This window comes from Cupriavidus sp. GW822-FHT03E04 (genome assembly GCF_058801495.1).
This window is the reverse complement of record NZ_JBXANI010000015.1, coordinates 154863-180940: the sequence shown is the minus strand read 5'-3', so window position 1 is coordinate 180940 and position 26078 is coordinate 154863. Positions and strand designations below refer to the sequence as shown.

The 26078-nt window shown below is 67.3% G+C and carries 24 protein-coding genes; 20 read left to right on the top strand and 4 right to left on the bottom strand.

What is annotated here, in order from left to right; all coding sequences use genetic code 11:
• Nucleotides 1–4: 4 nt before the first annotated feature.
• Nucleotides 5–1963 (top strand): hybrid sensor histidine kinase/response regulator, encoded by a 1959-nt coding sequence (locus AC1RQC_RS22970; protein ID WP_492807399.1) that lies wholly within the window; start codon nucleotides 5–7, stop codon nucleotides 1961–1963.
• 243 nt (nucleotides 1964–2206) lie between these two features.
• Here the strand turns inward: AC1RQC_RS22970 and AC1RQC_RS22965 are convergent, their stop codons facing one another.
• Both AC1RQC_RS22965 and AC1RQC_RS22960 read right to left on the bottom strand, forming a co-directional pair.
• On the bottom strand, nucleotides 2207–3037 hold the full coding sequence (locus tag AC1RQC_RS22965) for a sensor histidine kinase (protein ID WP_492375278.1): 831 nt from the start codon (nucleotides 3035–3037) through the stop codon (nucleotides 2207–2209).
• A gap of 173 nt (nucleotides 3038–3210) precedes the next feature.
• Nucleotides 3211–4620 carry a sigma-54-dependent transcriptional regulator gene (locus tag AC1RQC_RS22960; protein ID WP_492826577.1) on the bottom strand — a complete coding sequence of 470 codons (1410 nt, stop codon included), beginning with the start codon at nucleotides 4618–4620 and terminating at the stop codon, nucleotides 3211–3213.
• A gap of 324 nt (nucleotides 4621–4944) precedes the next feature.
• Between AC1RQC_RS22960 and AC1RQC_RS22955 the strand changes: the two genes are divergently transcribed.
• A complete protein-coding gene (locus AC1RQC_RS22955; protein ID WP_492826575.1) occupies nucleotides 4945–5961 on the top strand; it encodes a sigma-54 interaction domain-containing protein in 1017 nt (338 codons plus the stop codon).
• 258 nt (nucleotides 5962–6219) lie between these two features.
• The gene (locus tag AC1RQC_RS22950; protein ID WP_150984521.1) at nucleotides 6220–6489 is read left to right on the top strand and encodes a hypothetical protein; all 270 of its coding nucleotides are present in this window, start codon (nucleotides 6220–6222) and stop codon (nucleotides 6487–6489) included.
• A 102-nt stretch (nucleotides 6490–6591) separates the two neighbouring features.
• Here AC1RQC_RS22950 and AC1RQC_RS22945 read toward each other — a convergent pair whose 3' ends face one another.
• Entirely contained in the window at nucleotides 6592–7206 is a 615-nt protein-coding gene (locus AC1RQC_RS22945; protein ID WP_492374221.1) for a TetR/AcrR family transcriptional regulator, read from the bottom strand.
• A gap of 188 nt (nucleotides 7207–7394) precedes the next feature.
• On the opposite strand from AC1RQC_RS22945, the gene AC1RQC_RS22940 reads away from it, so the two are divergent.
• From AC1RQC_RS22940 to AC1RQC_RS22900, 9 genes are all read left to right on the top strand, one after another.
• Nucleotides 7395–8738, top strand: coding sequence for an NAD(P)/FAD-dependent oxidoreductase (locus AC1RQC_RS22940; RefSeq protein WP_492807395.1), 1344 nt, complete (start codon nucleotides 7395–7397; stop codon nucleotides 8736–8738).
• A gap of 5 nt (nucleotides 8739–8743) precedes the next feature.
• Complete coding sequence (locus AC1RQC_RS22935; protein WP_492374223.1) at nucleotides 8744–9592, top strand: DUF1365 domain-containing protein; 849 nt, start codon at nucleotides 8744–8746, stop codon at nucleotides 9590–9592.
• On the top strand, nucleotides 9589–10803 hold the full coding sequence (locus AC1RQC_RS22930; protein WP_492884741.1) for a class I SAM-dependent methyltransferase: 1215 nt from the start codon (nucleotides 9589–9591) through the stop codon (nucleotides 10801–10803). Before AC1RQC_RS22935 ends, AC1RQC_RS22930 begins: the two co-directional genes overlap by 4 nt.
• Nucleotide 10804: 1 nt before the next feature.
• Nucleotides 10805–11335, top strand: coding sequence for a chalcone isomerase family protein (locus tag AC1RQC_RS22925; RefSeq protein ID WP_492807390.1), 531 nt, complete (start codon nucleotides 10805–10807; stop codon nucleotides 11333–11335).
• Complete coding sequence (locus AC1RQC_RS22920) at nucleotides 11332–12660, top strand: MFS transporter (protein ID WP_492884739.1); 1329 nt, start codon at nucleotides 11332–11334, stop codon at nucleotides 12658–12660. The genes AC1RQC_RS22925 and AC1RQC_RS22920 overlap by 4 nt, the downstream gene beginning before the upstream one ends.
• Nucleotides 12657–13223 (top strand): DUF3833 domain-containing protein, encoded by a 567-nt coding sequence (locus tag AC1RQC_RS22915; protein WP_492884737.1) that lies wholly within the window; start codon nucleotides 12657–12659, stop codon nucleotides 13221–13223. The genes AC1RQC_RS22920 and AC1RQC_RS22915 overlap by 4 nt, the downstream gene beginning before the upstream one ends.
• An 82-nt stretch (nucleotides 13224–13305) precedes the next feature.
• Nucleotides 13306–14091, top strand: a complete 786-nt coding sequence (locus tag AC1RQC_RS22910) for an SDR family NAD(P)-dependent oxidoreductase (protein WP_492374228.1) — start codon at nucleotides 13306–13308, stop codon at nucleotides 14089–14091.
• Nucleotides 14091–14591, top strand: coding sequence for a nuclear transport factor 2 family protein (locus AC1RQC_RS22905; RefSeq protein ID WP_492807383.1), 501 nt, complete (start codon nucleotides 14091–14093; stop codon nucleotides 14589–14591). The genes AC1RQC_RS22910 and AC1RQC_RS22905 overlap by 1 nt, the downstream gene beginning before the upstream one ends.
• Before the next feature lie 167 nt (nucleotides 14592–14758).
• Nucleotides 14759–15229 (top strand): ion channel, encoded by a 471-nt coding sequence (locus AC1RQC_RS22900; RefSeq protein ID WP_492374229.1) that lies wholly within the window; start codon nucleotides 14759–14761, stop codon nucleotides 15227–15229.
• A 41-nt stretch (nucleotides 15230–15270) separates the two neighbouring features.
• Here the strand turns inward: AC1RQC_RS22900 and cls are convergent, their stop codons facing one another.
• On the bottom strand, nucleotides 15271–16704 hold the full coding sequence (gene cls, locus AC1RQC_RS22895; RefSeq protein ID WP_492884735.1) for a cardiolipin synthase: 1434 nt from the start codon (nucleotides 16702–16704) through the stop codon (nucleotides 15271–15273).
• 154 nt (nucleotides 16705–16858) lie between these two features.
• Between cls and AC1RQC_RS22890 the strand changes: the two genes are divergently transcribed.
• The 8 genes from AC1RQC_RS22890 to AC1RQC_RS22855 all read left to right on the top strand — a co-directional run bounded on the left by AC1RQC_RS22890 (nucleotide 16859) and on the right by AC1RQC_RS22855 (nucleotide 25985).
• Nucleotides 16859–17884, top strand: a complete 1026-nt coding sequence (locus AC1RQC_RS22890) for an aldo/keto reductase (RefSeq protein WP_492374231.1) — start codon at nucleotides 16859–16861, stop codon at nucleotides 17882–17884.
• A gap of 244 nt (nucleotides 17885–18128) precedes the next feature.
• Nucleotides 18129–20018 (top strand): potassium transporter Kup, encoded by a 1890-nt coding sequence (locus AC1RQC_RS22885; RefSeq protein WP_492374232.1) that lies wholly within the window; start codon nucleotides 18129–18131, stop codon nucleotides 20016–20018.
• A gap of 150 nt (nucleotides 20019–20168) precedes the next feature.
• On the top strand, nucleotides 20169–21149 hold the full coding sequence (locus tag AC1RQC_RS22880) for a 3-oxoacyl-[acyl-carrier-protein] synthase III C-terminal domain-containing protein (RefSeq protein WP_492826564.1): 981 nt from the start codon (nucleotides 20169–20171) through the stop codon (nucleotides 21147–21149).
• On the top strand, nucleotides 21146–22162 hold the full coding sequence (locus AC1RQC_RS22875) for an NAD-dependent epimerase/dehydratase family protein (protein ID WP_492807377.1): 1017 nt from the start codon (nucleotides 21146–21148) through the stop codon (nucleotides 22160–22162). The genes AC1RQC_RS22880 and AC1RQC_RS22875 overlap by 4 nt, the downstream gene beginning before the upstream one ends.
• A complete protein-coding gene (locus AC1RQC_RS22870; RefSeq protein ID WP_492374235.1) occupies nucleotides 22140–22946 on the top strand; it encodes an MBL fold metallo-hydrolase in 807 nt (268 codons plus the stop codon). The genes AC1RQC_RS22875 and AC1RQC_RS22870 overlap by 23 nt, the downstream gene beginning before the upstream one ends.
• Nucleotides 22946–24244, top strand: coding sequence for a F390 synthetase-related protein (locus AC1RQC_RS22865; protein WP_492884733.1), 1299 nt, complete (start codon nucleotides 22946–22948; stop codon nucleotides 24242–24244). Before AC1RQC_RS22870 ends, AC1RQC_RS22865 begins: the two co-directional genes overlap by 1 nt.
• The gene (locus tag AC1RQC_RS22860; protein ID WP_492807373.1) at nucleotides 24241–24885 is read left to right on the top strand and encodes a phosphatase PAP2 family protein; all 645 of its coding nucleotides are present in this window, start codon (nucleotides 24241–24243) and stop codon (nucleotides 24883–24885) included. The genes AC1RQC_RS22865 and AC1RQC_RS22860 overlap by 4 nt, the downstream gene beginning before the upstream one ends.
• Nucleotides 24882–25985 (top strand): sterol desaturase family protein, encoded by a 1104-nt coding sequence (locus AC1RQC_RS22855; protein WP_492374238.1) that lies wholly within the window; start codon nucleotides 24882–24884, stop codon nucleotides 25983–25985. The genes AC1RQC_RS22860 and AC1RQC_RS22855 overlap by 4 nt, the downstream gene beginning before the upstream one ends.
• Nucleotides 25986–26078: the final 93 nt, after the last annotated feature.

Genomic DNA, 26078 nt, shown 5'->3' with positions numbered 1-26078 from the left:
CGCCATGAACATCCTGCCCTCTCCCATCAACGCCAGGCGCCCGCTGATCCTCAACGTGGACGATAGCGACGGGGCTCGCTACGTCAAGGGCCGCATCCTGCAGCGCGCGGGCTTCTCCGTGCTGGAGGCCGCGAGCGGACAGGCCGCGCTGTCGCTGGTGCGCCAGCATGCCCCGGACCTGGTGCTGCTGGATGTGAAGCTGCCCGACATCAGTGGACTGGAAGTGTGCCGGCTGATCAAGAGCGATCCCGAGACCGCCAGCACGCTGGTGCTGCAGACTTCGGCCGCGCTGACCGAATCGCGCCACCGGGTTCAGGCCCTGGATGGCGGCGCCGACAGCTACCTGATCGAGCCCGTGGACGCGGAAGAACTGGTGTCGAGCATCAATGCCCTGCTGCGCATGCGCAAGGCCGAGGAGGCCTCCCGCCAGTCGTCGCAAGCGCTGCGCGAGAACGAGGAACTGTTCCGCCAGCTGGCCGAGAATCTCTCCGATGCGCTGTGGATCCTGGACCCCGCCGAGCGCCAGTTCCTGTTCATGAGCCCGTCGTTCGCCCAGCTCTGGGGGCGCCCGGTGGAAGACCTCAAGCACAACCCGCGCAACTGGCTCGCCAGCGTGCACGCCGAGGACCGCGAGCGCATGGAGGCTGCATTCGATGCCATGCTGCGCGACGGCCATATGGATGCGGAATTCCGGCTCGAGCGAGGCGACGGCGAAGTCAGCGAGGTCCGCGCGCGCGCATTCCCGGTCTCCAACACGGCCGGCGTGTTCTATCGCGTGGCCGGCATCTGCCAGGACATCACTCCGCAAAAGCGCGCCGAGCGCATGCTGCTGGACGAGGATCGCCGCAAGGACGATTTCCTCGCCATGCTGGCCCACGAACTGCGCAACCCGCTCGCACCGATGCGCAGCGCCGCCGACTTGCTGATGCGCTGCGCGCCAAGCCGCGAGGACACCTTCAAGGCGCGCGACATCATCGCCCGGCAGCTGCATCACCTGACCCGCCTGGTGGACGACCTGCTCGATATCTCGCGCTTCACCCAGGGCCGGATCGTGCTGCGCGACGACCTGGTCGAGCTGCGCACCGCGCTGAGCACCGCCGTGGAAGCCGTGCGTCCGTTGATCGATTCGCGCGGCCACTCGCTGCGGTTGAGCGTGCCCGAGGGGCCAATGCCAGTACGCGGCGACCTGGTGCGGCTGACGCAGATCTTCAGCAACCTGCTGCACAACGCGGCGCGCTATACCCAGCCGGACGGCCAGCTCGCGCTGGAAGTCACCAGCGACGGTACGCTGCTCACGGTCCGGGTGCGGGACAACGGCCCCGGCTTGTCGCCGCAGGCGCTGCAAGCCATCTTCGACCCAACCACCGCGCATTACGGCGACAAGCCCCGCGGCACCACCGGGCAGGAGGGCATGGGCATCGGGCTGTCGCTGGTGCAAAAGCTGGTCAAGCTGCATGGCGGCACTGTCCACGCGCAGAGCGCGGGCGCGGGCCTGGGCTGCACCTTCGTGGTGGAGCTGCCCGCGCAGCCGTGGCAGAGCTGGCAGCCCGAAGTGGGCAAGCTACGCTCCCCGCTCGGCACGCCGCGCACGGTTATGGTGGTAGACGACAACATCGATGCGCTGGAGGCCATGGCGCTCACGCTGGAGGCCATGGGACACACGGTGGTGACCGCCATCGACGGGCCGGCCGCGATCGTGCGCGCGGTCAAGGCGCAGCCCGATGTGATCTTGCTGGATATCGGGATGCCGGCAATGGATGGCTTCGAGATTGCGCAACGGCTGCGTGCCATCCCCGAGTTGCAGCATGTGCGGCTGGTGGCATTGACTGGTTATAGCCAGCCAGCCGACCGGCAGCGGACCAACGAAGCCGGTTTTGACCAACATCTGGTGAAGCCGGTGGACCTGGAGGTGTTGTCGCGGATGCTGGAAGAACTTGGGGAGCCGGCTGCCCCCCGATCTTGATTTTTCGGAGATGGAGCATGCAGATGCACTTTCATATCACGCCCGAGCCTGATCAAAACCCGCCACCGCCGGAGGTTCCTCCCCCGGAAGTGCCTGATCCCGATCCGCCCGTGCCCGTGAGCGATCCGCCGCCAGGCGACAGGCCCCCGCCGCCGCAGCGGGCGTGAGGCTTCGAAGCCAAACTGAAAACGGCATTTCGCAGGCGCCATGCACTTTATGCTGCAACCGGTAAAAACTACGTGCTCAATGGGTTTCGTGCGGCGTGGCATGCAGCGGAAAACTCACTGTAATGCACACCGATCCGCTATCGGTCGAACACCCCTGCCCTTCGGCCTCGATGTGCGCCCCATGCGTTTCCACCAGCCGCCTGGCGAGCAGCAGCGCAGTGCCTTGGCGTGGCGCCGAGTTGCCGCCCTGGGCCTTGCGCCGGCGGAAGAAATCGGAGAGCACGGCAATGCGCTCTTCCCTGCGTGCGCCGGTGGGCGCCCGGCTCTCGGTAATGCGCAGCCGGATCCGCCCCGCCTCGAACTTGAGGTGCGTCTCCACGGTATCGGCGCTGCGCGCATGGTGAATGCAATGCACCAGCAAGTTGCGCAGCAGCGGATCCAGGCGACGCGTGTCTGCGTCGATCAGCAGGCCGTCGCCAGGCTGATCCGCAGCGCTGTCCACGCCCGCTGCGGCCAGTATGACGCCGCGCGCTTCGGCCACCGGGCGTACCTCGTCCGTCGCCTTCTGCAATGCGGCCAGCAGGTCTACGCGCTCCCACTGCGGCGAGCTGTCGTCGGCCAGCAGCGCCACCGCCTCCTCCATGTGTTCGATCAGCGCCAGTTGCTGCTGCATGCCGGTGCGGATGCCGCTAAGCGCCCGCTGCGCGGAGGCGGGAGGCGTGTCGAGCGTGTGGTCCAGCACGTAGGCCCAGCTCTGCACCCCGTTAAGCGCGGAGCGCAGGTCATGCGCCACCTGGCTGATCAACGTGGCGACCTCGGCGCCGCTCTGGATCGGCTCGCTGGGTTCAACGGTCGCGGGACGATCCGATGCATCGGGGCCTTCTGAAGGATGGTGTTGCTGCGACATGGATACCTTTTGGGGCTGCATGCTCGCCCGGTTGTCATGCAATAACCATACCGCGCACGCCAATGGATGGCATCTGTGTAGCGCGAAACCGTAATCCGGGCACGCACCCGGCCAACTTTTGGTATCCGATCCAGCGGCGACGTCCCAGGAACGCTGGCGGCACGCGGCACAAGCTAGTTCGGCGCCGTGGTGCTGCCCGGCGGCGTGCTCGTGCCGTTGGCGCGCAGCGACTCGGGCAATTCACCCCTTGAGGCGTATTCTTCCAGGCGGTTATACAAGGTCTTGAGGCTGATGCCGAGTATCTCGGCGGCGTGCTTCTTCACACCGGAGCACTGCTCCAGCGTGGCGAAGATCAACTGGCGGTCGGCCTCGGCCAGCGACATCCCCACTGGCACCGAGACCATGGCGGTGGCGGCCGTATTGGTCGCTGCCACCTGCAGCGGCACGTGCGCATCGGCAATGAGATCCTGGTCGGCCATGATATAGGCGCGCTGCACAAAGTTGCGCAGCTCGCGCACATTACCGGGCCATGCATGCAGCAGCAGGCTATCGAGCAGCGCCGGGGCAAAGCGGCGTTGCGTGCCATGCTCGCCGTTCATCTGCTCCAGCAGCGTGTTAGCGATCTGCACCACGTCGTCGGCGCGCGCGCGCAGCGGCGGCAGCTCGATCGGGAACACGTTGAGCCGGTGATAGAGGTCGGCACGCAGCTTGCCCTCGGCTACCGCCTCTTCCGGATTGCGGTTGGTGGCGGCCACCACACGCACATCGGCATGCAGCTCGCGGTTGGTGCCAACGCGCATGAAGGCGCCGGACTCCAGCACGCGCAGCAGCTTGACCTGCAACTCGACCGGCATCTCGGTGATTTCGTCGAGAAAGAGCGTGCCGCCGTCAGCGCGCTCGAAGTAGCCTTTGTGCTGGCGCTCCGCACCCGTAAAGCTGCCGCGCTCGTGGCCGAACATCTCGGACTCGATCAGCGTGGAGGAAATCGCGCCGCAGTTCACGGCCAGGAAGGGCTGACGCCGGCGCGCCGAGAGTTCGTGCAAGGTCTGCGCGGCCAGCTCCTTGCCGGTGCCGCTCTCGCCCACCAGCAGCACCGTGGCCTCGGTGGGCGCGACCTTACTGAGCTGGTCATAGACCACCTGCATCGCCTCGGAGCTGCCAAGCAGGCGGCCAAAGCGGCCATAGCGGCGCAGTTCGTCGCGCAGGGAATGGATTTCCGCCTTGAGGTCGCCGGTGGTGGCAATGCGCTTCAGGACGGTGCGCAGGCGTGTCACGTTGATCGGCTTGACCAGGTAATCGGTGGCGCCCCGGCGCAGGGCGTCCACGGCGGATTCCACGCTGGCGTAGCCAGTCATCAGGATCACTTCGACGCCGGCGGTGCCGACCTCGTTGAACAGGTCCATGCCGCTGCCGTCGGGCAGCTTCAGGTCGGCCAGCACAACGTCCGGCACCTGCCAGCCGATCTGCAGGCAGGCTTCGCGCAAGTCGCCTGCGGTGGCGGACGTGAAGCCCTCGGCCGCCACGATCTCGGACAGTGCGGCACAAGTATTTTCATCGTCGTCGACGATCAGGATGTGGGGCATCGTTCTCCGTATCGGCACCGTATCACCCGGCTGCCACGGCAAGCACGGTCCTGGCCTTATGTCAGAACATAGGGCGGTAGTGCGTCCTGGCGCCAAGGTTAATCCGGGGATACAACCAATTTTATGCGGGCGCCAGCCGCAGCGGTACCAGTGTCTGTCTGACAACGCCACGCGCCGGCACGCATTGGCGCAGGAACCGTTCAAAACAGTGGCCTCAAGCCAAAGCACGCGCTAGGATTAGCTCAACTGCCCCCAGATTGCCCCACCGCCGACGCACCTCCCGCCGACCCGGCCATAGGCGATCACGCCCCCATGCCGCACTCGATGACAAGCCTCAACCCGCCCGCCGCCTCCCTTCCCGCCTCGCCGGCATGCGGCGCGCCGCGGCGCGCCGTACAGGGTCCCTCGGCCTTGCTATGGCAAAGCGCTTCGCCCGTCATGCAGCAGTTGCTCGCGCAGATCGACCGCGTGGCCGCCACGGAAGTCACGATGCTGGCGGTGGGAGAAAGCGGCACCGGCAAGGAGCTGGTAGCCCGCGCCGTGCACGACCGCGGCGCGCGCCGGGCCGGCCCGTTCGTCGCGGTCAATTGCGGGGCGATATCCCCCACGCTGATCGAGTCGGAGTTGTTCGGCCACGAGAAAGGCGGTTTCACGGGCGCCGTGCAGCAGAAGGCCGGGTATTTCGAGCAAGCCCGGGGCGGCACGCTGTTTCTGGATGAAGTCACGGAAATGGCGCCCGACATGCAGATCAAGCTGCTGCGCGTGCTGGAGACGCGCACCTTCCACCGCGTGGGCGGCGACACGCAGATCGTGTGCGACGTGCGCATCCTCGCCGCGACCAACCGCGACCCTGTCGACGCGGTGCGCACTGGCCAGTTGCGCGAGGACCTGCTTTACCGCCTTGCGGTCTTCCCGTTGCACATTCCGCCGCTGCGCGAGCGTGGCGAGGATATCGCGCAGCTGGCCAGGCACTTCCTGGCGGAATTCAACGCCATGGAGGGCGCCGACAAGGTGTTCTCCGGCACGGCGCTGGAACGGCTGCGGCACTACGGCTGGCCCGGCAATGTGCGCGAACTGAAGAACACCATCTATCGCGCCTTTATCTTGGCCGACCGCGTCATCGACATCGTCAACCCCAATATCGCCACCCAACCGCCACGGCCGGCCACGCTGGACGGCTTCGTCAACGTGCGCATCGGCACCTCGCTGGCCGACGCCCAGCGCGAGATCATCCTGGCCACGCTGGCGCGCTTTGGCGGCGACAAGCGGCAGGCTGCGCACTCGCTTGGCATCAGCCTGAAGACGCTCTACAACCGGCTGGATGCCTATCGCACGAGCTGAGCCGCGCCATTCGCCCACTGGAGGCGCGCTCACCGCGTCCCAGTGCGCCCCTCGGACAATCGATCCCCTCTAAAGAGGGGCAGCACCACGATCGCGAACTGCGCAGACTTGTATGCAAAGTCTGTCAGCACGTTGACCGCCTGGCGTCGTGGCTGGCCATGTTTCAATTTGACTTTGCGTTGCTACCAGCGAGGCAGCATGGTGCCTGGACCGATTTTCCCGCCCCTGCCCCCCTCCCCTTTAAGACCATTGACGGCGATGAAGGAAAAACAAGAATACTGCCCGCTTTGCGGCACCCAGGCCGCAGCCCGTGCCCGTCGAGGCAGCTACGGGCAATGGGTGCGGTACGACTGCGACAACCCTCAGTGTGGCCCGGTGGAGATCAGCACCAAGGCCCGCCGCAGCCTGCGCGAGCCCGCCCGGCAGGCCGAGCTCCGCGCCCTGGCCCGCTCCAGCCGCGAACACGGCAAGGTGCCACGCGTCGGCTTTGACGGGCCGCGCGGCGAATTCTACGTCGAGTTCGACTAGGCCCGCCTCCCCGGGCCGGGCGCTGCCGGCGCGCATCCAATCCCCGCTGCGCACCGTACATGTAGGCATCAGGACCCCAGCGCGCGGCTTGCCCGCGCCCGCCTACAAGTGACTACGCATCCCTTCAAAGCTGACCTTGAGCATGTGCTCGACGATCGCGTCGGTGCCCAGCTTGCTGTACAGCTGCAGGTACTCCACGGCCGGATCGCAAGTGCGCGCGTAATAGCTGAACAGGATCACCTCGTCGGGCAGCGACGGGTCGAGCTCGCCCGCCGCTTTGGCCTCGGCCACGAGCTGTTCCAGTTGCCGGTTGAGCTTGAGCACGCGCGTGACGTAGCGCAGGTTGCGCGTGAGCATTTCGCGCACATGCGGGCTGGTGGATGGCAGGAACGGCAGCCCGCCGGTCAGGCGTACCCGCAGCGCCCACTCGAGCAAGGCGCGCAGGCGCGCCAGCCCCGTGAGATCGCCCGGGAGCTGCTCCAGGTACTCGAGCGCGCCGTCGATCAGCCGGATCAGCGCTTCGCCGACCAGGTCCTCCTTGGATTTGAAGTGCTTGTAGAGGCTGGGCTTGGAGATGCCAACCTCCAGCGCCACGTCGTCCATGGTCATCAGGTCGAAGCCCTTGCCAGCCAGGATGCGGGTCGCCGCATCGAGGATCGCGTCCTCACGCAGCTTGAAAGCCTGGTCCTTGAAACTCAGCCTGCCGAAAATACTCATTAGTAAATCTCGCTACTATGTAGTAATCTTTTTTCCAACACGGTACGAAACCATCTTAGCACCCATCCAGGCAACGCGATGTCGAATTCAGGAAATCCCCAGCACTGCCGCCCTGCAACCGCTGCCAGTCAAGCTGCCACAAGGGCTGGCGCTATTGGCGAGCGCGCGCTCGCCAGCCAGGAACCGGCATGAGCGGCGCGCCCGGAACCTATCCGCGCGGCCAGCGCATCGCCGTGGTCGGCGCAGGCATCTCCGGCCTGGCGAGCGCCTATCTGCTGTCGCGTCGGCACAACATCACATTGTTTGAAGCCGGTGACTACCTGGGGGGGCATACCAACACGGTCGAGGTCGAGCTGGAGGGCGCGCGCCATCCCGTGGACACCGGCTTCCTTGTGTTCAACGACCGCACCTATCCCAACCTGATCGCGCTGTTCGCCGAGCTTGGGGTCACGGCCTACCCCACCGATATGTCGTTCTCGGTATCGCTGGACCAGGGCCGGCTGGAATGGGCCGGCAGCAACCTCAACACCGTGTTCGCGCAGCGCCGCAACCTCTTTTCGCCCAGCTTCCTGTCGATGCTGCGCGATATCGTGCGCTTCAACGGTGCCGCCGAGCGCAACCTGGCGCTGGCCATCCGGAGCGGCTGCTCGGTGGACCAATTGCTGCTCGACGGCGGCTATGGCCAGCCGTTTCGCCACAACTACCTGCTGCCGATGGCGGCGGCGATCTGGTCCAGCGCGACCGCCGATATCCTGCGTTTCCCTGCCGCCACCTTCCTGCGCTTCTGCCTCAACCACGCCTTGCTGCAGGTCAACAACCGGCCGCAGTGGAAAACGGTGCAGGGCGGCGGGCGCGATTATGTACAGCGGATCGCCGCGCAACTGGCGCAGCGCGATGCCGCCATCCGGATATCGACGCCCGTGCGCAGCATCCGCAGGCATGAGCGCGGCGTTGACCTGCTGACCGAAGATGGCCCCGAGCACTTCGACGCGGTGGTGCTGGCCACCCACGCGCCCACCACGCTGCGCATGCTGGCGGACGCGGATCCCGGCGAGCGCCATACGCTTGGCGCGGTGCAGTACCAGCCGAACCTGGCGATCCTGCATACCGATCCGGCCCTGCTGCCGCGCCGGCGCAAGGTGTGGTCAGCCTGGAACTACCTGGGCGGTGCCGTTGGCACCCACGATGCGGGCCCGGGCACGCACGATCATGCCGGCCACACCCGCCCGGTCTGCGTGAGCTACCTGTGCAACCAGCTCCAGCCATTGCCCTTCAAGACCCCGGTGGTGGTGACGCTCAACCCCGTCACCGCGCCAGCGCCCGGCACGGAACTGGGCCGCTACCACTACCAGCATCCGGTCTTTGACCTGGCCGCCGTGGCGGCGCAGTCCGCGCTGCCCGCGTTGCAGGGCCGGCGCCGCACCTGGTTTGCCGGGGCCTGGACGGGCTACGGCTTCCATGAGGACGGGCTCAAGTCCGCGCTGCGCGTGGCCGCCGATTTCGATGTGCTCCCAGACTGGGCCAGGCTATGAGCGGCATGGAAGACCACCTCGCCAGCAGCCCCGCCGACGCGCCGCCCGCGTGGTTGCTACTTGGCCGCGTGATGCATGAACGCCTGCGCCCCGCACGCCACCGCTTTGTGTATCCGGTGTTCTACCTGCGCTGCAATCTCGACCGCCTGCCTGCCTTGCGCCACTGGTGGTTCGGCATCGACCGCTGGGCGCCGCTGTCGCTTGCCACGCGCGACTACGGCCCGCGCGATGGCAGCGACCTGGCCGCGTGGATGCGCAAGCTGCTGGCCGAGGCCAACCTGCCGGCTGACGGCGAGATCTGGCTGCAGACGTTCCCGCGCGTGTTCGGCTATGCCTTCAACCCGGTGAGCTTCTGGCATTGCCATGACCGCGCCGGCCAGTTGCGCGCGGTGCTGGCCGAGGTCAACAACACCTTCGGCGCCAGCCACCGTTACTTGCTGTGCGCGCCCGACCGCTGCGCAATCGGCCCCGACACCGTGCTGAGCTGCCACAAGGCGCTGCATGTGTCGCCGTTCTGCGTGGTCGAGGGCAGCTATGCGTTCCGCCTGCGCGATACCGGCGGCACCAGCTTTGCCGGCATTGACTACTACGACGCCACGGGCCTCGTGATCCGTACCGCGATCGGCGGGCGCCGCCTGCCGTTTTCGCGCGCCAATGTGCTGGGTGCGCTGGCGAGGCAGCCCTGGCTCACGGTGTCGGTGATGGCGCGCATCCACTGGCAGGCACTGCGCCTGTGGCTGAAGAAAGTGCCGTTCCGCGGCAAAGACCCAGGCCCCGGTGCGGATCCCCCCGGCCCGACCAGTTTCCCCAACCCCTCCGCCAACCTGTCGCAGTTCGAGGAAAACAAGCCATGACGCCCTCTCGCGCGCTAACCCTGCCGCCCGACGGTGCCCCTGCGTCAGCCCGTCTTTTCTTAACCCTGCTCGCGCGCATCCGCGTTGGCCACCTGTTGCTGGTCGCGCCCTCGGGTGAGCAGTGCCTGTTTGGCGATCCGCATGCCGGACCCGGCGCGCGCCTGGAACTGCGCGACTGGCGTGCCTGTGCCGAGATCCTGCGCGCCGGGGACATCGGCTTTGCCGAAGCCTACCGCGCAGGCTGGCTTGATACGCCGGACCTCACCGCGCTGCTGCGCCTGGCCATCCGCAATGAGTCCGCGCTGCCGCAGACCGTGGTCGGCAGCTGGCTTGCGCGGCTGTGGTATGGCCTGCGCCACCGGCTGCGCCCCAACAGCCGTACCGGCAGCCGCCGCAATATCCACGCGCACTACGACCTGGGCAACGCCTTCTACCAGCGCTGGCTGGACCCGACCTGGACTTATTCGGCCGCGCTGTTCCAGGGCGAGCGGGCCCGGCCGCTGGAAGCGGCGCAGGACGCCAAGTACCAGCATATCGTCGACACGCTCGGCCTCAAGCCCGGCATGCGCGTGCTGGAGGTGGGCTGCGGCTGGGGCGGCTTTGCCATGCATGCGGCAAGGCAAGGGATCCACGTGCACGGCATCACCATCTCCTCCGCACAGCTTGAGGTAGCGCAGCAACGCGTGACCCAGGCCGGTCTGCAAGGGCTCGCCTGGCTGGAGCTGCGCGACTACCGGGATCTCGATGGCGAGTACGACGCCATTGTCTCCATCGAGATGTTCGAGGCCGTGGGCGAGCGCTATTGGCCCGGCTACTTCCAGATGCTGCACCAGCGCCTGCGGCCCGGCGCGCGCGCGCTGGTGCAGTCGATCACCATCGAAGAGCCGCGCTTCAAGGCCTATCGCGCGAGCAGCGACTTTATCCGCGAGTACGTGTTCCCGGGCGGCATGCTGCCCAGCCCCGAGCGATTCCTGAGGGCTGGGTTGCGGGCCGGGCTGGAAAGCCGCGTCACGCTGGCGTTTGGCCCGGATTACGCCGAGACGCTGCGGCGCTGGCGCGCGGCCTTCGAGCAGGGGCTTGATGATGTCGCCGCGCAGGGCTTCGATGCGGTCTTCATCCGTACCTGGCGCCTGTACTTGTGCTACTGCGAAGCCGGATTCGACGAAGGCCGCACCGACGTCATGCAGTTCGTGCTTCAGCGGAATGCCTGAGATGCGCCGCGCTGCCGCCGCCCTCGCCATGGCCATCCTCTGTATCCCAGCGCTTGCCGCGACGGGCTGGCACGCAGACGTGCAGCCCGCCCGGCTATCGGGCGAAGGCGAATTTCGCGTGTTTGGATTTCGCCTCTATACCGCCCAGCTCTGGAGCGCACAGCTGCCGATCGCGCCGGATGCGCCCTTTGCGCTGCAACTCACCTACGACCGCAGCATCAAGCGCGAGCGCCTGGTCGAAACCAGCCTGGACGAGATGAAGCGCATCGGCAGCGCCGGCAACACGCCGCCCAGCCCGCAGATGCTCGATAGCTGGCGCGCCAGCATGGCACAGGCGTTTGTCGACGTGCGCCCGGGTGACACGCTCACTGGCGTGTTCATGCCAGGCAAGGGCGTGCGCTTCTACGCAGGTGATCGGCTGACCACCGAGATCGACGACCCCGCCTTCGCGCAGGCGTTTTTCTCGATCTGGCTCGACCCCGCCACGCGCGCGCCGGCGTTGCGCCAGCGCCTGCTTGGGCTCGCACGATGACCGCGCCGCACCTCGGCAGCGCGACTGCCGCGACGCCCACCGCGCCCAATCCCGATCCGGCCCTCCCAGCGCCCGCCCCGGCATCCGCCATGGCTGCCTATGGCCTGCTCGGCATGCCGCTGGCCATGGCCGCCCTGCCGGTCTACGTGCAGGTGCCCGCCTACTACGCGAGCGAGCTCGGGCTGGCCTTGTCCGCGACCGGCACGGTGTTGTTCGCCGCGCGGCTGCTCGACACCGTGCAGGACCCATTCCTCGGCCGCTGGATCGACCACCTGGCGCAGCGCGGCAAGCTGGCGCCGGCGTTGTGGCTGGCGTGCCTGGTGCTCTCGGCCTCCTTTGCCATGCTGTGGCTGCCGCCCGTGCGCGGCGGGGCGCTGGCCGCCTGGCTGGCGCTCTCGCTGGTACTGGTCTACAGCGCGCACAGCGTGGTCAACATTGCTTACCTGGCCTGGGGCGCGCGCCTGTCTGGCGAGCCGGCCACGCTGACCCGCGCCGCGGCCTGGCGAGAGGCAGCGGGCCTGGCCGGGGTGATGCTGGCCAGCGTCCTGCCTACCTGGCTTCCGGGCGCATCGGGCTGGCCCGCCGCGCCGGCCATGGCGTGCTATGCCTTGGTGTTCGCCGCCTTGCTGCTGGGCGCGCTGGCGTTGCTGCTGCGGCACGCGCCGGCCTGGCGCCACCACAGCGCTGGCGTGCACGGTTGGCGCGCCACGCTCGCCAACCGTGCATTCCGGCGCCTGCTGCTGCCGTATTTCCTCAATGCGGTGTCGGTCTCGATACCGGCTACGCTGGCTCTGTTCTTCATCCAGGATCGGCTGGGCGCGCCACAGTGGTCCGGCGCGTTCCTCGCCACCTATTTCGCGGCGGGCGCTGCCGGCCTGCCGCTCTGGACCCGGCTTTCCGCGCGCATCGGCCTCGCGCGGGCGTGGCGGCTTGGCATGGCGCTGGCGGTGGCCGCCTTTGTCTGGGCGGCCGGCCTGGGCACAGGCGACACCGGCGCCTACCTGGCCGTGTGCGTGCTGGCGGGGCTTGCGCTTGGCGCCGACCTGGCGCTGCCGCCGGTGCTGCTGGCCTGCCTGATTCCCCCCGGCGAGCAACCCGCCGGCTACTACGGCATCTGGAGCCTGCTGGGCAAGCTGGCGCTCGCGTTGTCGGGCCTGGCGCTGCCATTGCTGGCCTGGTGCGGCTACCAGCCTGGCGCGGGCGGCACGGCGGCCGGCAGCCATGCCCTGGCGCTGGTCTACGGCGGCCTGCCCTGCCTGTTCAAGCTCGGCGCCATGCTGTGCCTGCGCACGGCCCAGGCACCACAGATGGAGGACCCGACATGATTCGCCTTGCCCCGTCGCGCTGCGGCAAACACCTGCTGCTGTACGCCGCGCTATGGCTGGCTGCCTGCGCTGGCCCGGACGTTTCGCAGTACGCGCAGCAGCAGCCCGTGCTCGATGTGCCGGCTTTCTTTGGCGGCAAGACAGAGGCCTGGGGCATGTTCCAGAAACGCAGCGGCGAGGTGGTCAAGCGCTTCACGGTAGCCATCGAGGGCCGCCGGCAAGGCAGCGATTTCGTACTGGACGAGCACTTCACCTACAGCGACGGCAGCACCGAGCAGCGCACCTGGACGCTGACGCGCCAGCCCGACGGCACCTGGCGCGGCCGCGCCGGCGACGTGGTGGGCGACGCGATCGGGCACAGCGCTGGCAACACGCTGAACTGGCGCTACACGCTGCGGCTGCCAGTGGGAGACGCTACGTATGACGTGCAGTTCGACGACTGGATGTACCTGGTCGACGCGCACACCATGATCAATCGCGCCAGCGTCTCGAAATTCGGTTTCGAGGTTGGCCAGGTCACGGTGTTCTTCCGGCGCCCGCAATCGCTGCAATCGCTGCAATAGCCGCAATGGCCGCAATGGCCGCAATGACCGCAATGACCGCAATGACCGAATCGCGGCTGCGGCGCAAATCAGAGAGGCAACCATGGCCTGGACGGCACTCAACCCCCGCTGGACGGATTGGCGCGAAAAGCGGGTCTGGCTGGTCGGCGCATCTAGCGGTATCGGCGCGGCGCTGGCGCGCGCCCTGCTTGCGCGCGGCGCCTGGGTAGCCCTGTCGGCGCGCCGGGCTGAAGCCCTCAAGGCGGTTGCCGGCGAGCATGCGACGGCGCTGCTGCTGCCGATGGATGCCACCGACCCCAACGCCTGGCGCCAGGCGCATGACGCGTTGCGCGAGGCCTGGGAAGGCGTGGACCTGGTGGTGTTTTGCGCGGCCGATTATCGTGCGTTGCGCCCCTGGGAGCTGGAAGCCGAGAGCGTGCGCCACACCATCGAGACCAACCTGAACAGCGTCTACTACGGGCTGCAGGCCACGCTCACCGACATGCTCGCGCGCGGTAGCGGCAGCCTGGTGCTGGTCGCCAGCGTGGCCGGCTACATGGGCCTGCCCAACGCCACCGTCTACGGGCCGACCAAGGCCGCGCTGATCAACCTGGCCGAACTGCTCTACGCCGAGCTGCATCCGCGCGGGCTGGGCGTCTACCTGGTCAACCCGGGATTCGTCAAGACACGCCTGACGGCCAACAACGCGTTCCCGATGCCTGCCCTGCTCACCCCCGAGGCCGCCGCCGAGGCCATCCTGCAGGGGCTGGCGCGCGGCCGCTTCGAGATCGATTTCCCGCGCCGCTTCACCCGCCTGCTCAAGCTCGCCAGCCTGTTACCCTACCGGCTGCGCCTTGCGGCTCTGCAAAAAGTGATGGACGCGCCGTGATGCCCCTGACCCGCCCGAACGCATTGACGGAGTTGACCGAATTGGCCGAGTTGACCGAATTGACAGAGTTGACAGAGTTGACAGAGTTGACCGCCCTGCTGCGATGGTACGAAACGCTCTCGCCCGCCTCGCTGGGCGACATCGCGCGCTTCTATGCCGACGATGCCCGCTTCAAGGATCCCTTCAACGATGTGCGCGGACGCGAGGCGATCCGCCGGATCTTTGCGCACATGTTCGTCGCCACGGACAACCCGCGCTTTGTGATCGGTGAGCAATTCCGGCAGCCGGGCCAGGCGTTTGTGCTGTGGGACTTCCACTTCACCCTGAAGGGCAAGCCCTACCAGGTGCACGGTAGTTCGCATTTTCGCTTTGACGACGATGGACGCGTGACACTCCATCGCGACTACTGGGACGCCGCGCAGGAGCTCTGGCAGCAACTGCCCTGGCTCGGGCCGCTGGTAGGCTGGCTGCGCCGCCGCTTCGCCACGCCGCTTCCCTAGCCGCGCCAGTGCGCTTCGGGCTGGCATTGCGCGTGATCCCCCGTTACATTCCAAGCAGTTTGTGACCGTGTGCGGCCATGCCCCGGGGAACATCCCGGCGGCAAGGGCGGTCATTACCCGCGTGCCGCGCCCAACCGAGGCGATCCCGGCCCGACAAGGAATGCCCAATGAACCTCACCGTCCACGACCTCCTGGCCTTGGCCTGCGCCAGTATCCTCACCGTGACCGTGGTCGCCATCCACTACGAAGCCCTGCGCCTGCTGTCCGGCATGAATCCGCGCCGCTGGACCGGCCGCGTCAACGTTGGCGTGCTGATCGTCTGCATCATCCTGGCCCATAGCCTTGAAGCCATGGTGTTTGCCGTCGGCTACTGGGTGGCGGGCCATGTGCTGGGCCTGGGCGGCCTTGCCAGCGCCCATCCCATCACGCCCATCGTCTACCTCTACTTCTCGCTTGAAACCTTCACCACGCAAAGCCTGGGCGACATCGCGCCGGTCGGCGCCACGCGCCTGCTCGCCAGCATCGAGCCGCTGGTGGGCCTGATCCTGATCGGCTGGTCGACATCCTTCACCTACATCATCATGCGCCGCGACTGGCCAACCGGCACATCGAGGCAATCGGCGCAAGCGGATCTGTAGGCACGGCGCACGGCGCGCAGGGCCTGGCGCACGGCACATGGCTATAGGATCGGCGCAAATAGCGTGGCCACGTGCATCGCCACGCGGCGCAGCGTCGGCGCGGCGGTGTATTCGCTGCGCTCGATCTGGCAGGCCTGCGCGAAGTCCGCCTCCAGCATGTGCGTCACGCTGGCGGCAAAATCGCGGTCCGCGGTCATCACCATCAGCTCGAAATTGAGCCGGAACGAACGGTTATCGAGATTCGCGCTGCCAACCGCCGCGGCCTCATCGTCGATCAGGATGACCTTCTGGTGCAGGAAGCCCGGCTGGTAGCGATAGAGCTTCACGCCCGCGCAGACCGCCTGGTAGGCATACAGCGTGGAGGCGGCGAACACCACGAGATGGTCGGGGCGCGCCGGCAGCAGGATGCGTACGTCGACCCCGCGCAGCACCGCCAGCCGAAGTACGGCGAACACGGCCTCGTCCGGCACGAAGTACGGGCTGGTGATCCACACCCGCCAGCGCGCCGCCTGGATCGCCTCGACGAAGAACAGCGAGCAGGTCTCCTGCGCGTCGGCGGGGCCGGACGGCACCACCTGGCAGGTCATGCCCCCGGCAGGTGCTGCCGGCGGGGGCAGCAGCATCGGCACCTCCCGCGCGGCCCAGAACCAGTCTTCGGCAAACACCATCTGCAAGTCCAGCACGGCGCTGCCGCGGATCTCGATATGCGTGTCGCGCCAGGGCGCCAGCGGCGGCTTTTGCCCGAGGTACTCGTTGCCGACGTTGTGACCGCCCGTAAACGCGCATTCCCCATCCACCACCACCAGCTTGCGATGGTTGCGGAAATTGAGCTGAAAGCGGTTGACAAAGCCGCGCCGCGTGGCGAAGGCGCGCGCCTCCACCCCAGCAGTCAGCAGCACCTTGACGTATTGGCCGGGCAACGCATGCGAGCCGATGCTGTCGTAGAGGAAATACACCTTCACGCCCGCGGCGGCGCGTTCGCACAGCAGGCTCTGCAGGCGCCGCCCGAGCGCGTCGTCGTGGACGATGAAGAACTGCACGATCACCACCTGCCGCGCGGCGGCGATCGCCGCAAAGATGGCTTCGAACGTCGCCTCGCCGTTGACCAGCAGCCGCACCGCGTTATTGGCCAGGCAGGGCATGCCGGTCAGCCGGGGCAAGGCGCGCAGGTAAGGCTGGGCGGGCGAGTGCACCACGCTGGCGTCGCGCGCCTCGCGCTCGTGCGGCTCCATCTCATGCGTGACCTCGCGCAGCCGGTCGTTGTTGAAGCGCCGGGCATTCACGTAGCCGGCAAAACTGCTGCTGCCGAGGATCAGGTACGGGATCAGCGTGAAATACGGCATCATCACCAGCGAGCCGGCCCACGCAATGGCGCCGGGCGCGGTGCGCACCGTCATGACCGCATGCAAGGCCGCGACGACGCCAAGCAGATGGAACACCAGCACGATCGCCGCGACGAGGGAGGGGCTGAGCATGATCGTTAGATTTCGCCTTGGCGGAGCCGGACCACAATGGCTAGCATTCTGGCATAGCCGCGCCCCGGGGCAGGCAGAATTTCCTCGCAGGCGTTAAGCTTTCACGCCTTACCGCGTTACTGCCTGACCGCCAGCCACATCAAGGAAGACCGCAATGTCAGAGTTCAAGATGGAATACCGGCGCCTGGGCGCCAGCAACCTCAAGGTATCGGCCCTGTGCCTCGGCACCATGATGTTCGCCGACCAGACAGACGAAGCCGAGGCCGGCCGCATCGTCGACAGCGCTCGCGCGCACGGCGTCAACTTCATCGACACCGCGGACGTGTATAGCAAGGGCGGCTCCGAGCGCATGGTGGGCAAGCTGCTCGCCGCCGACCGCCATGACTGGATCCTGGCCAGCAAGCTCGGCAATCCGATGCAGGCTGCGCCCAACCATTCGCACTACTCGCGCGCCTGGATCCTGCGCGAAGTCGAGCAAAGCCTGGGCCGCCTTGGCACCGACTACCTCGACATCCTCTACCTGCACCGCGACTACCCCGGCGAAAACCTGGAAGAACCCGTGCGTGCCATGGGCGACCTGGTCCGTGCCGGCAAGATCCGCTACTGGGCCTTGTCCAATTTCCGCGGCTGGCGCATCGCCGAGGTCGCACGCTTGTGCGACCAGCTGGGTGTGCCGCGCCCGGTGGTTTGCCAGCCTTACTACAACCTGCTCAACCGCATGCCCGAGGTGGAAATCCTGCCGGCCTGCCAGCACTTCGGCCTTGGGGTGGTGCCCTACAGCCCGATCGCGCGCGGCGTGCTCACCGGCAAGTACCTGCCCGGCCAGCAGCCCCCGCAAGACTCACGCGCAGGCCGCGCCGACCGCCGCATGATGGAAACGGAATTCCGCGAGGAATCGCTGGTGATTGCCCAGACGCTGAAGGCGCATGCCGATGCGCGCGGCCTCAAGCTGGGCCAGTTCGCTACCGCCTGGGTATTGGCCAACCCGATCGTCAGCTCGGTGATTGCCGGGCCGCGCACGCTGGCACAGTTCGAGGATTACTTTGGCGCCGTCGGCGTGCCCATCTCCGCCGAAGAGGAGGCCCTGGTCGACCAGCTGGTGCGCCCCGGACATGCCTCCACGCATGGCTACAACGATCCGAACTATCCGCTGACCGGGCGTCCGGTTCCGGCAGCCTGATCGCGTTGCCCGCCAGGGTGGCCCGCCCGCAGGCGACCCTGCCCACAACCGGTTCGCCTGGCAACCTGCACGCACGGTTGCAGGGCCGCCGGCCCTGGCCAACGGCTCGCGCTCGGGCCGGTCCGCGTTTCGCGGACAGATCGCGGGTTTTGCCTCGCGATTATCATCATGTTGGCTTACAAACCATGATCTGCATCCCGGGCTTCCCGGAATGTTCTTCAATGGGTTGCCTGGAGAGATAGTCATGCCGCAAGCCCCTGCGCTGATCGATACGCCCGCTAAAACCCGTTCCGGCCTCGCCGTCATGGGGCTGTCCGCACTGGGCGTGGTATTTGGCGACATCGGCACCAGCCCGCTCTACACCCTGAAAACCGTGCTCGCGCTCTCGGGGGGCAAACCGTCGGCACCGGTTATCCTGGGCCTCTTGAGCCTGCTGATCTGGACATTGATCATCATCACGACGGTAAAGTACGTGTCCTTCGCCATGCGCATCGATAACAACGGCGAAGGCGGCATTCTCGCCTTGATGTCGCTGTTGGGAATCAAGCAGAAGAAACGCCCGCTGGTGGTGGCCGCCGGGCTGTTCGGGGCGGCATTGATCTATGGCGACGGCGCGATCACACCCGCCATCTCCGTGCTCTCCGCGCTGGAGGGGCTGGAGATTGTCTTTCCCGAGGCCAAATCCATTATCCTGCCGGCCACGGTGGCCATACTGGTGGCGCTCTTTGCCATCCAGCCGATGGGAACGTCCCGCATCGGCAGGGCCTTCGGGCCGGTGATGGCATTATGGTTCTTTTGCATAGCCGTGCTCGGCATTCGCGGCATCCTGTTGCACCCGTCGATCCTGATTGCGCTCAATCCGATCTATGGCCTGGAATTCCTGTTCTCCAATGGCTATACCAGTTTCCTGGTGCTGGGCGGCATTTTCCTCTGCGTGACCGGCGCCGAGGCGCTGTATGCCGACATGGGCCATTTCGGCCCGCGCCCGATCCGCCTGGCATGGTCCGCCATCGTGTTCCCCAGCCTGCTGCTTAACTATGCCGGACAGGCCGCGCTGGTGTTGTCCGGGGCCGATTCAACGCACAACATCTTTTACCTGCTCTGCCCGCCGCCGCTGCTGGTGCCCTTGGTTATCCTGGCCGCCGTGGCGACGGTGATCGCCAGCCAGTCCATTATTACTGGCGCGTTTTCCATGACGCGCCAGGCGATCCTGCTGGGATGGCTGCCGCATCTGCAGATCAGGCAGACCTCCGAGGAGGGCTACGGGCAGATCTACGTTGGCACGGTCAACTGGCTGCTGATGGTGGTGACGGTCAGCCTTGCACTGTTCTTCAAGTCATCGGATCAACTGGCCTCCGCGTATGGCATCGCCGTTTCCCTCACCATGCTGATGACGTCCGTGCTGCTGTTTATCGCCATGCGCGATATCTGGGGCTGGAGCCTGTGGGCCAGCGCGGCCGTGTCCGGCGTCTTCCTGATCATCGACGGCGGGTTCTTCGTGGCCAATCTCGCCAAGGTACTGGATGGCGGGTATATCCCGTTGATGCTGGCGGCGGTTGTCTACAGCGTCATGTTGATCTGGCATCGGGGCACGGCCGCGATTTCGGCAGCCATCAACGAAGACATCCTGCCGATCGACGCGTTCCTGGGCGAGGTGCAGGCAAAGCACATTCCGCGCGTGCCCGGGACCGGGGTGTTCCTGACGCGAACGCTGGATGGCACGCCGCCGGTGATGCTGTGGCATGTCAAGCGCAACCACGCCTTGCAGCAGAAGATCCTTGCCGTGAGCATCGTGACGGAGACGGTGCCATGGATCAAGGATGCCGAGCGCCTGACGCTAACGCAACCGATGCCGGGTTTCTGGCGCGCCAACGCCCGCTACGGCTTTATGGAGCGGCCCGATATTCCCAAGCTGCTGCTACAGCCCCAGATGCTGCCCTGCGGGCTGGACCTGGGCACCATCACCTACTACATGGGCCTGGAGACCATCGTGCTGCGCGAGGGCGACAGCCGGATGCCGCGCTGGCAAGGCAAACTGTTCGCCTTGATGGTCAGGAACGGCATGCACGTTACCGATCTTTTCCGGCTGCCCAGCGATCAGGTGGTGGAGATTGGCCGCCGCGTCTCGATCTGACGATCAAGCGATCGTCAGATCAAGCTCCCCTGCCGGCCAACTCATTACAATACGCACCTTCCTTCGTGACCAACCTCTCTCTCTCTGCTTCTCAAGGATCGATTCGCTCCCGCCGCTCTGTTCACCCCGGCGGGAGACCCAACCAACGACATGCTGCCATTAAGAATCCTGGCCACAGGCAAAGCACTACCTGCCCGGCAGGTCACCTCCGCCGAGCTTGACAAGGTGCTCGGCAAAGCGGCCGGCTACGTCAGGAAAACCGCCGGCATCGACCACCGCTACCATGCTGACCCTGGCGAGACGCAATCCGCTCTGGCCGCCGCCGCGCTGCGCGATGCCATGGCGCGCGGCGGCATCGCCCCGGGTTCGGTCGGCCTGGTCATTTCTGCCGCCGGCGTGCAGGAGCAAGCCCTGCCCTGCACTGGCGCGCGGCTGCTAGAAGCCGCCGGCATCCCAGCCGGCACGCCGGCCTTCGACGTCAACGCCAGTTGCCTGAGCTTCCTGGCCGCCTTGCAGGTGGCGGCCAGCCTGTTGCACAGCGGCACCTACCGCCGCATCGCGGTGGTCGCATCCGACCTCGCCTCTCGCGGGCTGGACTGGAGCCAGCCAGAGGCCTCGCTCATCTTTGGCGACGGCGCGGCGGCGGCGGTGGTGGAGCGCGGCGATGGCAGCACCGGCATCGAGGCCTATCGCATGGAGACCTATCCCGCGGGCAAGGCCTTCTGCGAGATCCGCGCAGGCGGTACCCGCACCAGCCCGCGCATGGGCGCGCGCGAGTCCGACTTCCTGTTCCATATGGAAGGCAAGCGCGTATTCAAGCTGGCCTCCACGGTGATGGACGCCTTCCTGGCCGGCTTGCTCGACGCGGGCAAGCTGCGGCTCGATGAGATCGACGTGGTAGTGCCGCACCAGGCCAGCCACCTTGCCATGAAGCACATCGGGCGCCGCCTCGGCGTGCCGGCGGCGTCGGTGGTGGATATCTACCGTACGCACGGCAATCAGGTGGCCGCGTCCCTGCCCACGGCCTTGCACGAAGCGATGCACAGCGGCAGGGCCAGCGCCGGCTCGCGCGCGCTGCTGCTGGGCACGGCTGCCGGCCTTACCGTGGGTGCCATGGTGCTGCGATTGTGATCACGCTGGTAACCGGTGCAACCGGCGGCCTCGGCCGCAATGCCGTCGAGTACTTGTTGCAGCGTGGCCTGCCCGTGCGCGCCACCGGCCGCAACCCCGCGCAGGGCGAGGCGCTGCGCGCGCTTGGCGTGGACTTCGTGCCGGCGGACCTGGCCACGCTCGATGCTGCACAGGCACGCGCATTGCTGCGCGGCGTGAGCACCGTCTGGCACTGCGCCGCGCTGTCATCGCCGTGGGGCGCATCCGCCGATTTCCAAGCGGCCAACGTGGCCGCTACCGAGCGGCTCGCCGACGCGGCGATCGCAGCCGGCGTTGAGCGCTTCGTGCACGTCTCCACGCCGTCGCTGTACTTCGACTATCGGCACCATCTCGACATTCCCGAGAGCTACCGGCCAGCGCGCTACGCCAACCACTATGCCCGCACCAAGGCGCTGGCTGAGGCGGCGATACGGCTGCGCGCAGGCAACCAGGCCGCCACCGCCTTCGTCATGCTGCGCCCACGCGCCTTGTTCGGCCCGCACGACCGCGTGCTGATGCCGCGCGTGCTGGCGCTGATGGCGCAACGACGCGGCAAGCTGCCGTTGCCGCGCGCCGGCAAGGTGCTGATGGACCTGACCTTTACCCCCAACGTGGTTCACGCCATGCAGCTCGCCAGCACGAGCGCGCAGGTGGCGTCCGGCCATGCCTACAACATCACCAACCACGAACCGCGCCGCTTGTGCCAGGTGCTCGGCCAACTGCTCGGCGACGAACTGGGCCAGCCGCCGCGCCTGCGCCGCCTGCCCTATGCGCTGGCCGACGCCGTGGCGCGTGGCATGGAGGCCTGGTCGGCCCTGAGCCGGCGCGAGCCGGCCTTCACGCGCTACGGCATGGGCGTGCTGCACTACGATATGACGCTCGACAACACGCAGGCCATCGCGGCGCTGGGCTATCGGCCCGCCTATACGATGGATGAGGGAATTCGCCTGACGGCGCAATGGATGCGAGACCATGGCCAGCATCACCACCTTTGAGGCGGGCTTCTGCACGCACCGCGCCTGCATGGCGCTCAAGGGCGCGGGCCTGTCGGTCTGCCGCTTCCCGGCGCGGGCGTACCTGATCGAGGCAGGCGGCAGGCACTGGCTGTGGGATACGGGCTATGCCACGCACTTCCTCGATCACACACGCAGCGGGCTGTTCGCGCTGTACCGCATGGTCACGCCGGTGCATTTCGACAGCAGCGAGGCGGCGGCAAGCCAGCTGCGCGCGGCGGGCATCGGCGCGCGCGACCTCGCCGGCGTGATCCTGTCGCACTTCCACGGGGACCATATCGCGGGACTGCGGGATTTTCCCGGCATGCGCTTCTACTGCTCGGGCGCCGGGTGGCAAGCCACGCGGCTGCTGCGCGGCGTCGGCGCGCTGCGCCGGGGCTTCGTGCCAGGGCTGATGCCCGAGGATTTCGAGCAGCGCGTGGGCTTTATCGAAGCCTTTGCGCGCCAGCCGCTGCCCGTCGCGCTCACGCCGTTCCAGGAGGGCTATGCCTTGCCGGACAGTGACGGGGAAGTCTTCCTGGTAGCGCTGCCGGGCCACGCCGCCGGCCACCTGGGCGCCTTCGTGCAAACGAACGGCGGGTGGGTGCTGCTGGCGTCCGACGCGGCATGGTCGCCCACCAGCTACCGTGAGCTGATCGGCCCGTCGTCCATCGCCAACCTGATCATGGAAGACCCGCGCACCTACCAGGCCACGCTCAGGCAGTTGCACGCCTTGCATCGCAATGGCCAGGTGCAGATCCGCCTGACCCACGAAGGAGCCCTCTGATGCAGTTGCCGCGCATGCTCGGGGCCTACTGGCGCGCGCGCAGGTTGCGCTTTGCCAGCCGCGCCGAACTGGAGGCGCACCAGGCCCGTCAGATAGCCCGCTTCCGCCAGCGCGTGCTGGCGCGCAGCCCGTACTTCGCCCCCTTGCTGTCGCAGCCGATGCAAGACTGGCCGCGCATGGACAAGGCGGTGATGATGGCCAATTTCGACCGCATCAACACGGCCGGGCTCCGCCTTGATGACGTCCTTGCCTGTGCCCGGCAGGCCGAGGCCTCGCGCGATTTCAGCCCGACGCTGCAAGGATTTAGCGTGGGGCTGTCCTCGGGCACCTCGGGCGGGCGTGGCGCGTTTGTGGTGAGCCGGCAGGAGCAGGCGCAATGGGCCGGCACGCTGCTGGCCAGGTTGCTGCCGCGCGGGCTGCTGGCGGGCGAGCGCGTGGCGCTGTTCCTCCGTGCCAACAGCAACCTGTACACGGCGGTGCGCAACCCCTGGCTCTCGTTCGCGTTCTTCGACCTGTTCACCCCGTTCGAGGATCATCTTGCGCGGCTGGAGCACTATGCGCCCACCATTGTCGTGGCGCCCGCGCAGGTGCTGCGCAGCCTTGCGCTGGCGCGCCAGGCCGGGCGCACGGCACTGCGCCCGGCGCGGGTCGTCTCGGTTGCCGAAGTACTGGAAGCACAGGACCGCGCCTTGCTGGCCAACGTGTTCGGCGAGCCCGGCGAGGTCTACCAGGCCACCGAAGGCTTTCTCGGCGTCACCTGCGCGCATGGCACGCTGCACCTGAACGAGGAATTCGTCCACATCGAGCCGGAATGGCTGGACGAGAGCCAGGAGCGCTTCGTGCCCATCGTGACCGACTTCACCCGCACCACCCAGCCCATCGTGCGCTACCGGCTGGACGACGTGCTGGTGCGGCGCGCGGATGCGTGCCCGTGCGGCAGCCCTGCGCTGGCGCTGGCCCGCATCGAAGGCCGCTGCGACGACATGCTGGTGCTGCCGGGCCGCCTCGGCCAGCCGGTGCAGGTCTTTGCCGACGTGCTATCGCGCGCCTTCGCGCAGGCCCTGCCGCTCGCCGCCGACTACCGCCTGCGCCAGACCGGCGGGCGCACGCTCAGCCTGTATGCCGAAGGCGGCGACGCGGTGCACACGGCTTGCCGCGCGCAGCTGGAAACGGTGCTGGACGGGCTGGGCGTGGCTGTTGCGGATATCGCGTGGCACAACGATGCCGCGCCCCCGGCGGATTTCACCACCAAGCGCCGCCGCATTGTCCGGCTGCGCGAAGCCACGCAAGGCCCGTGACGCACCGCATGCAAAGCGCCGGGGCATGGTGGCGGTGCCGGCAGATGTTGCTGGGCTGGGGCAGCGTCGGCCTGGTCTACGGTAGCACCAGCCTGCTGCGAGGCGCACCGGCGCAGTTGCCCGAAAGCGCGCTGGACCGCCTGATCCCCTTCGATCCTGCCGGCATCTGGCTCTACCTGTCGTTCTTCGCCTTGATACCGGTCAGCTTTGCGCTGGCCCCGCCGCAACGGTTGCGCTGGCTGCGCACGGCGATGCAGTGCGCAGCGCTTGCCTGTGGCGCCGTCTTCCTGGCATGGCCTACCACGCTGGCCTATCCGAGCCTGCCGGGCGACGGGCTGAGCAGCACGGTGCTGGGCTGGCTGATCGCCGGCGACTCGCGGCAGAACTGCCTGCCCTCTTTGCATGGCGCGCTGACGCTGCTAAGCGTCTGGGCGTTGCTCGACCCGCGCCGCAAGCTGCGCAGCGCCTGCGCGATCGGCTGGGGGCTGGCGATCTGCTACTCGGTGGTGCAGACACGCCAGCATGTCTTGCTGGACCTGGCCGCCGGCCTGCTGGTGGGCCTGGCCGCGGGCACGGTGGCCACCTGGCTGGCGCGCCCCAAGGTGTCCGCGGTGACCGTTATCCAAGGACATTCGCAATGAACGCATTCGCGCTCCCCCTGATCGCCATGCTGCTATGCGTGGTGGCTGAGTTGCTGATCCGCAAGCATCGCCGGGGAGAGCCCATTCCCTGGCGTGAGGTGGTGTTCAACCTGGGGTCCGGGCACATCCTGATGTGGTTTTTCCGCGGTCTGGAGATCGCGGCCTTCGGGCTGGTGCTGCGGGTCGCCAACCTGCATTGGATAGACGCATGGCCGCTCGCCTGGCAATGGGTGTTCGGCTTTGTCGCGTGGGACTTCTGCTTCTACTGGATGCACCGGCTGCATCACAAGATACCCCTGCTGTGGGCGGTGCATGTGGTCCATCACCAGGGCGAGCACTTCAACCTGTCGCTAGGCATCCGCAACTCCTGGTACTCGTCGCTCACCAACCTGCCGTTCGTGATCGGGCTGGCTGTGGCGGGCTTGCCGCTGGAGATCTTCGTGGTGGTCTCGTCGATCCACTACGCGGTGCAGTTCTACAATCACAACGGCCTGGTGGGCAGCTCCGGCATCCTGGATCGCTTCCTGGTCACGCCGGCGCATCACCGCGTGCACCATGGCACCGCGCCGTGCTACCTCGACCGGAATTTCGGCGGCACCTTCCTCTGGTGGGACAAGCTGTTCGGCACCTTCCAGCCAAGGCTGGCCGACGTGCCGCTGGATTATGGCGTGCCCGGGACACCGCGCTGCGACAACCCCTTGCTGGCAAGCAACCTGCCGTTGCTGCGCCTCATCGGCGGCACCAGCAAGCATCGTGCGCCGCGCGCTGGGTTCCATGTGCCGGACCTGCTCATCGGCCTCGGCGGGCTGCTGCTGTTCGGCACCGTGATCCACTACATTCACCACGATGGCCAGTGGCAAGGGCAGCGGCAGGCGCTGCTGTTCGGCCTGATCTTTGCCGCCACCATCGCCCTGGGCGCCATGAGCGACGGCCGGCGCCGGGGGGCGGCCGCCTGGGTCTTGCTGACGGGCTCGCTGGCGCTGGCCGGGCCGCTGCTGCAGCCCGCTCCCGACTGGCCGGGCGCGTGCCTGTACCTCGGGCTGCTGCTGCACGGTGCCGCCACCCTGCCGCGCTTGCTGCCGCGCACGCTGTCACGCTGAATTTGTCTGCGTCCACCTTCGCTGGCGAGGCGTCACCCGCCATCCTGTTCAAAATTTAGGCAGTCCGATACATAACCGCCACCATTGGCCAAG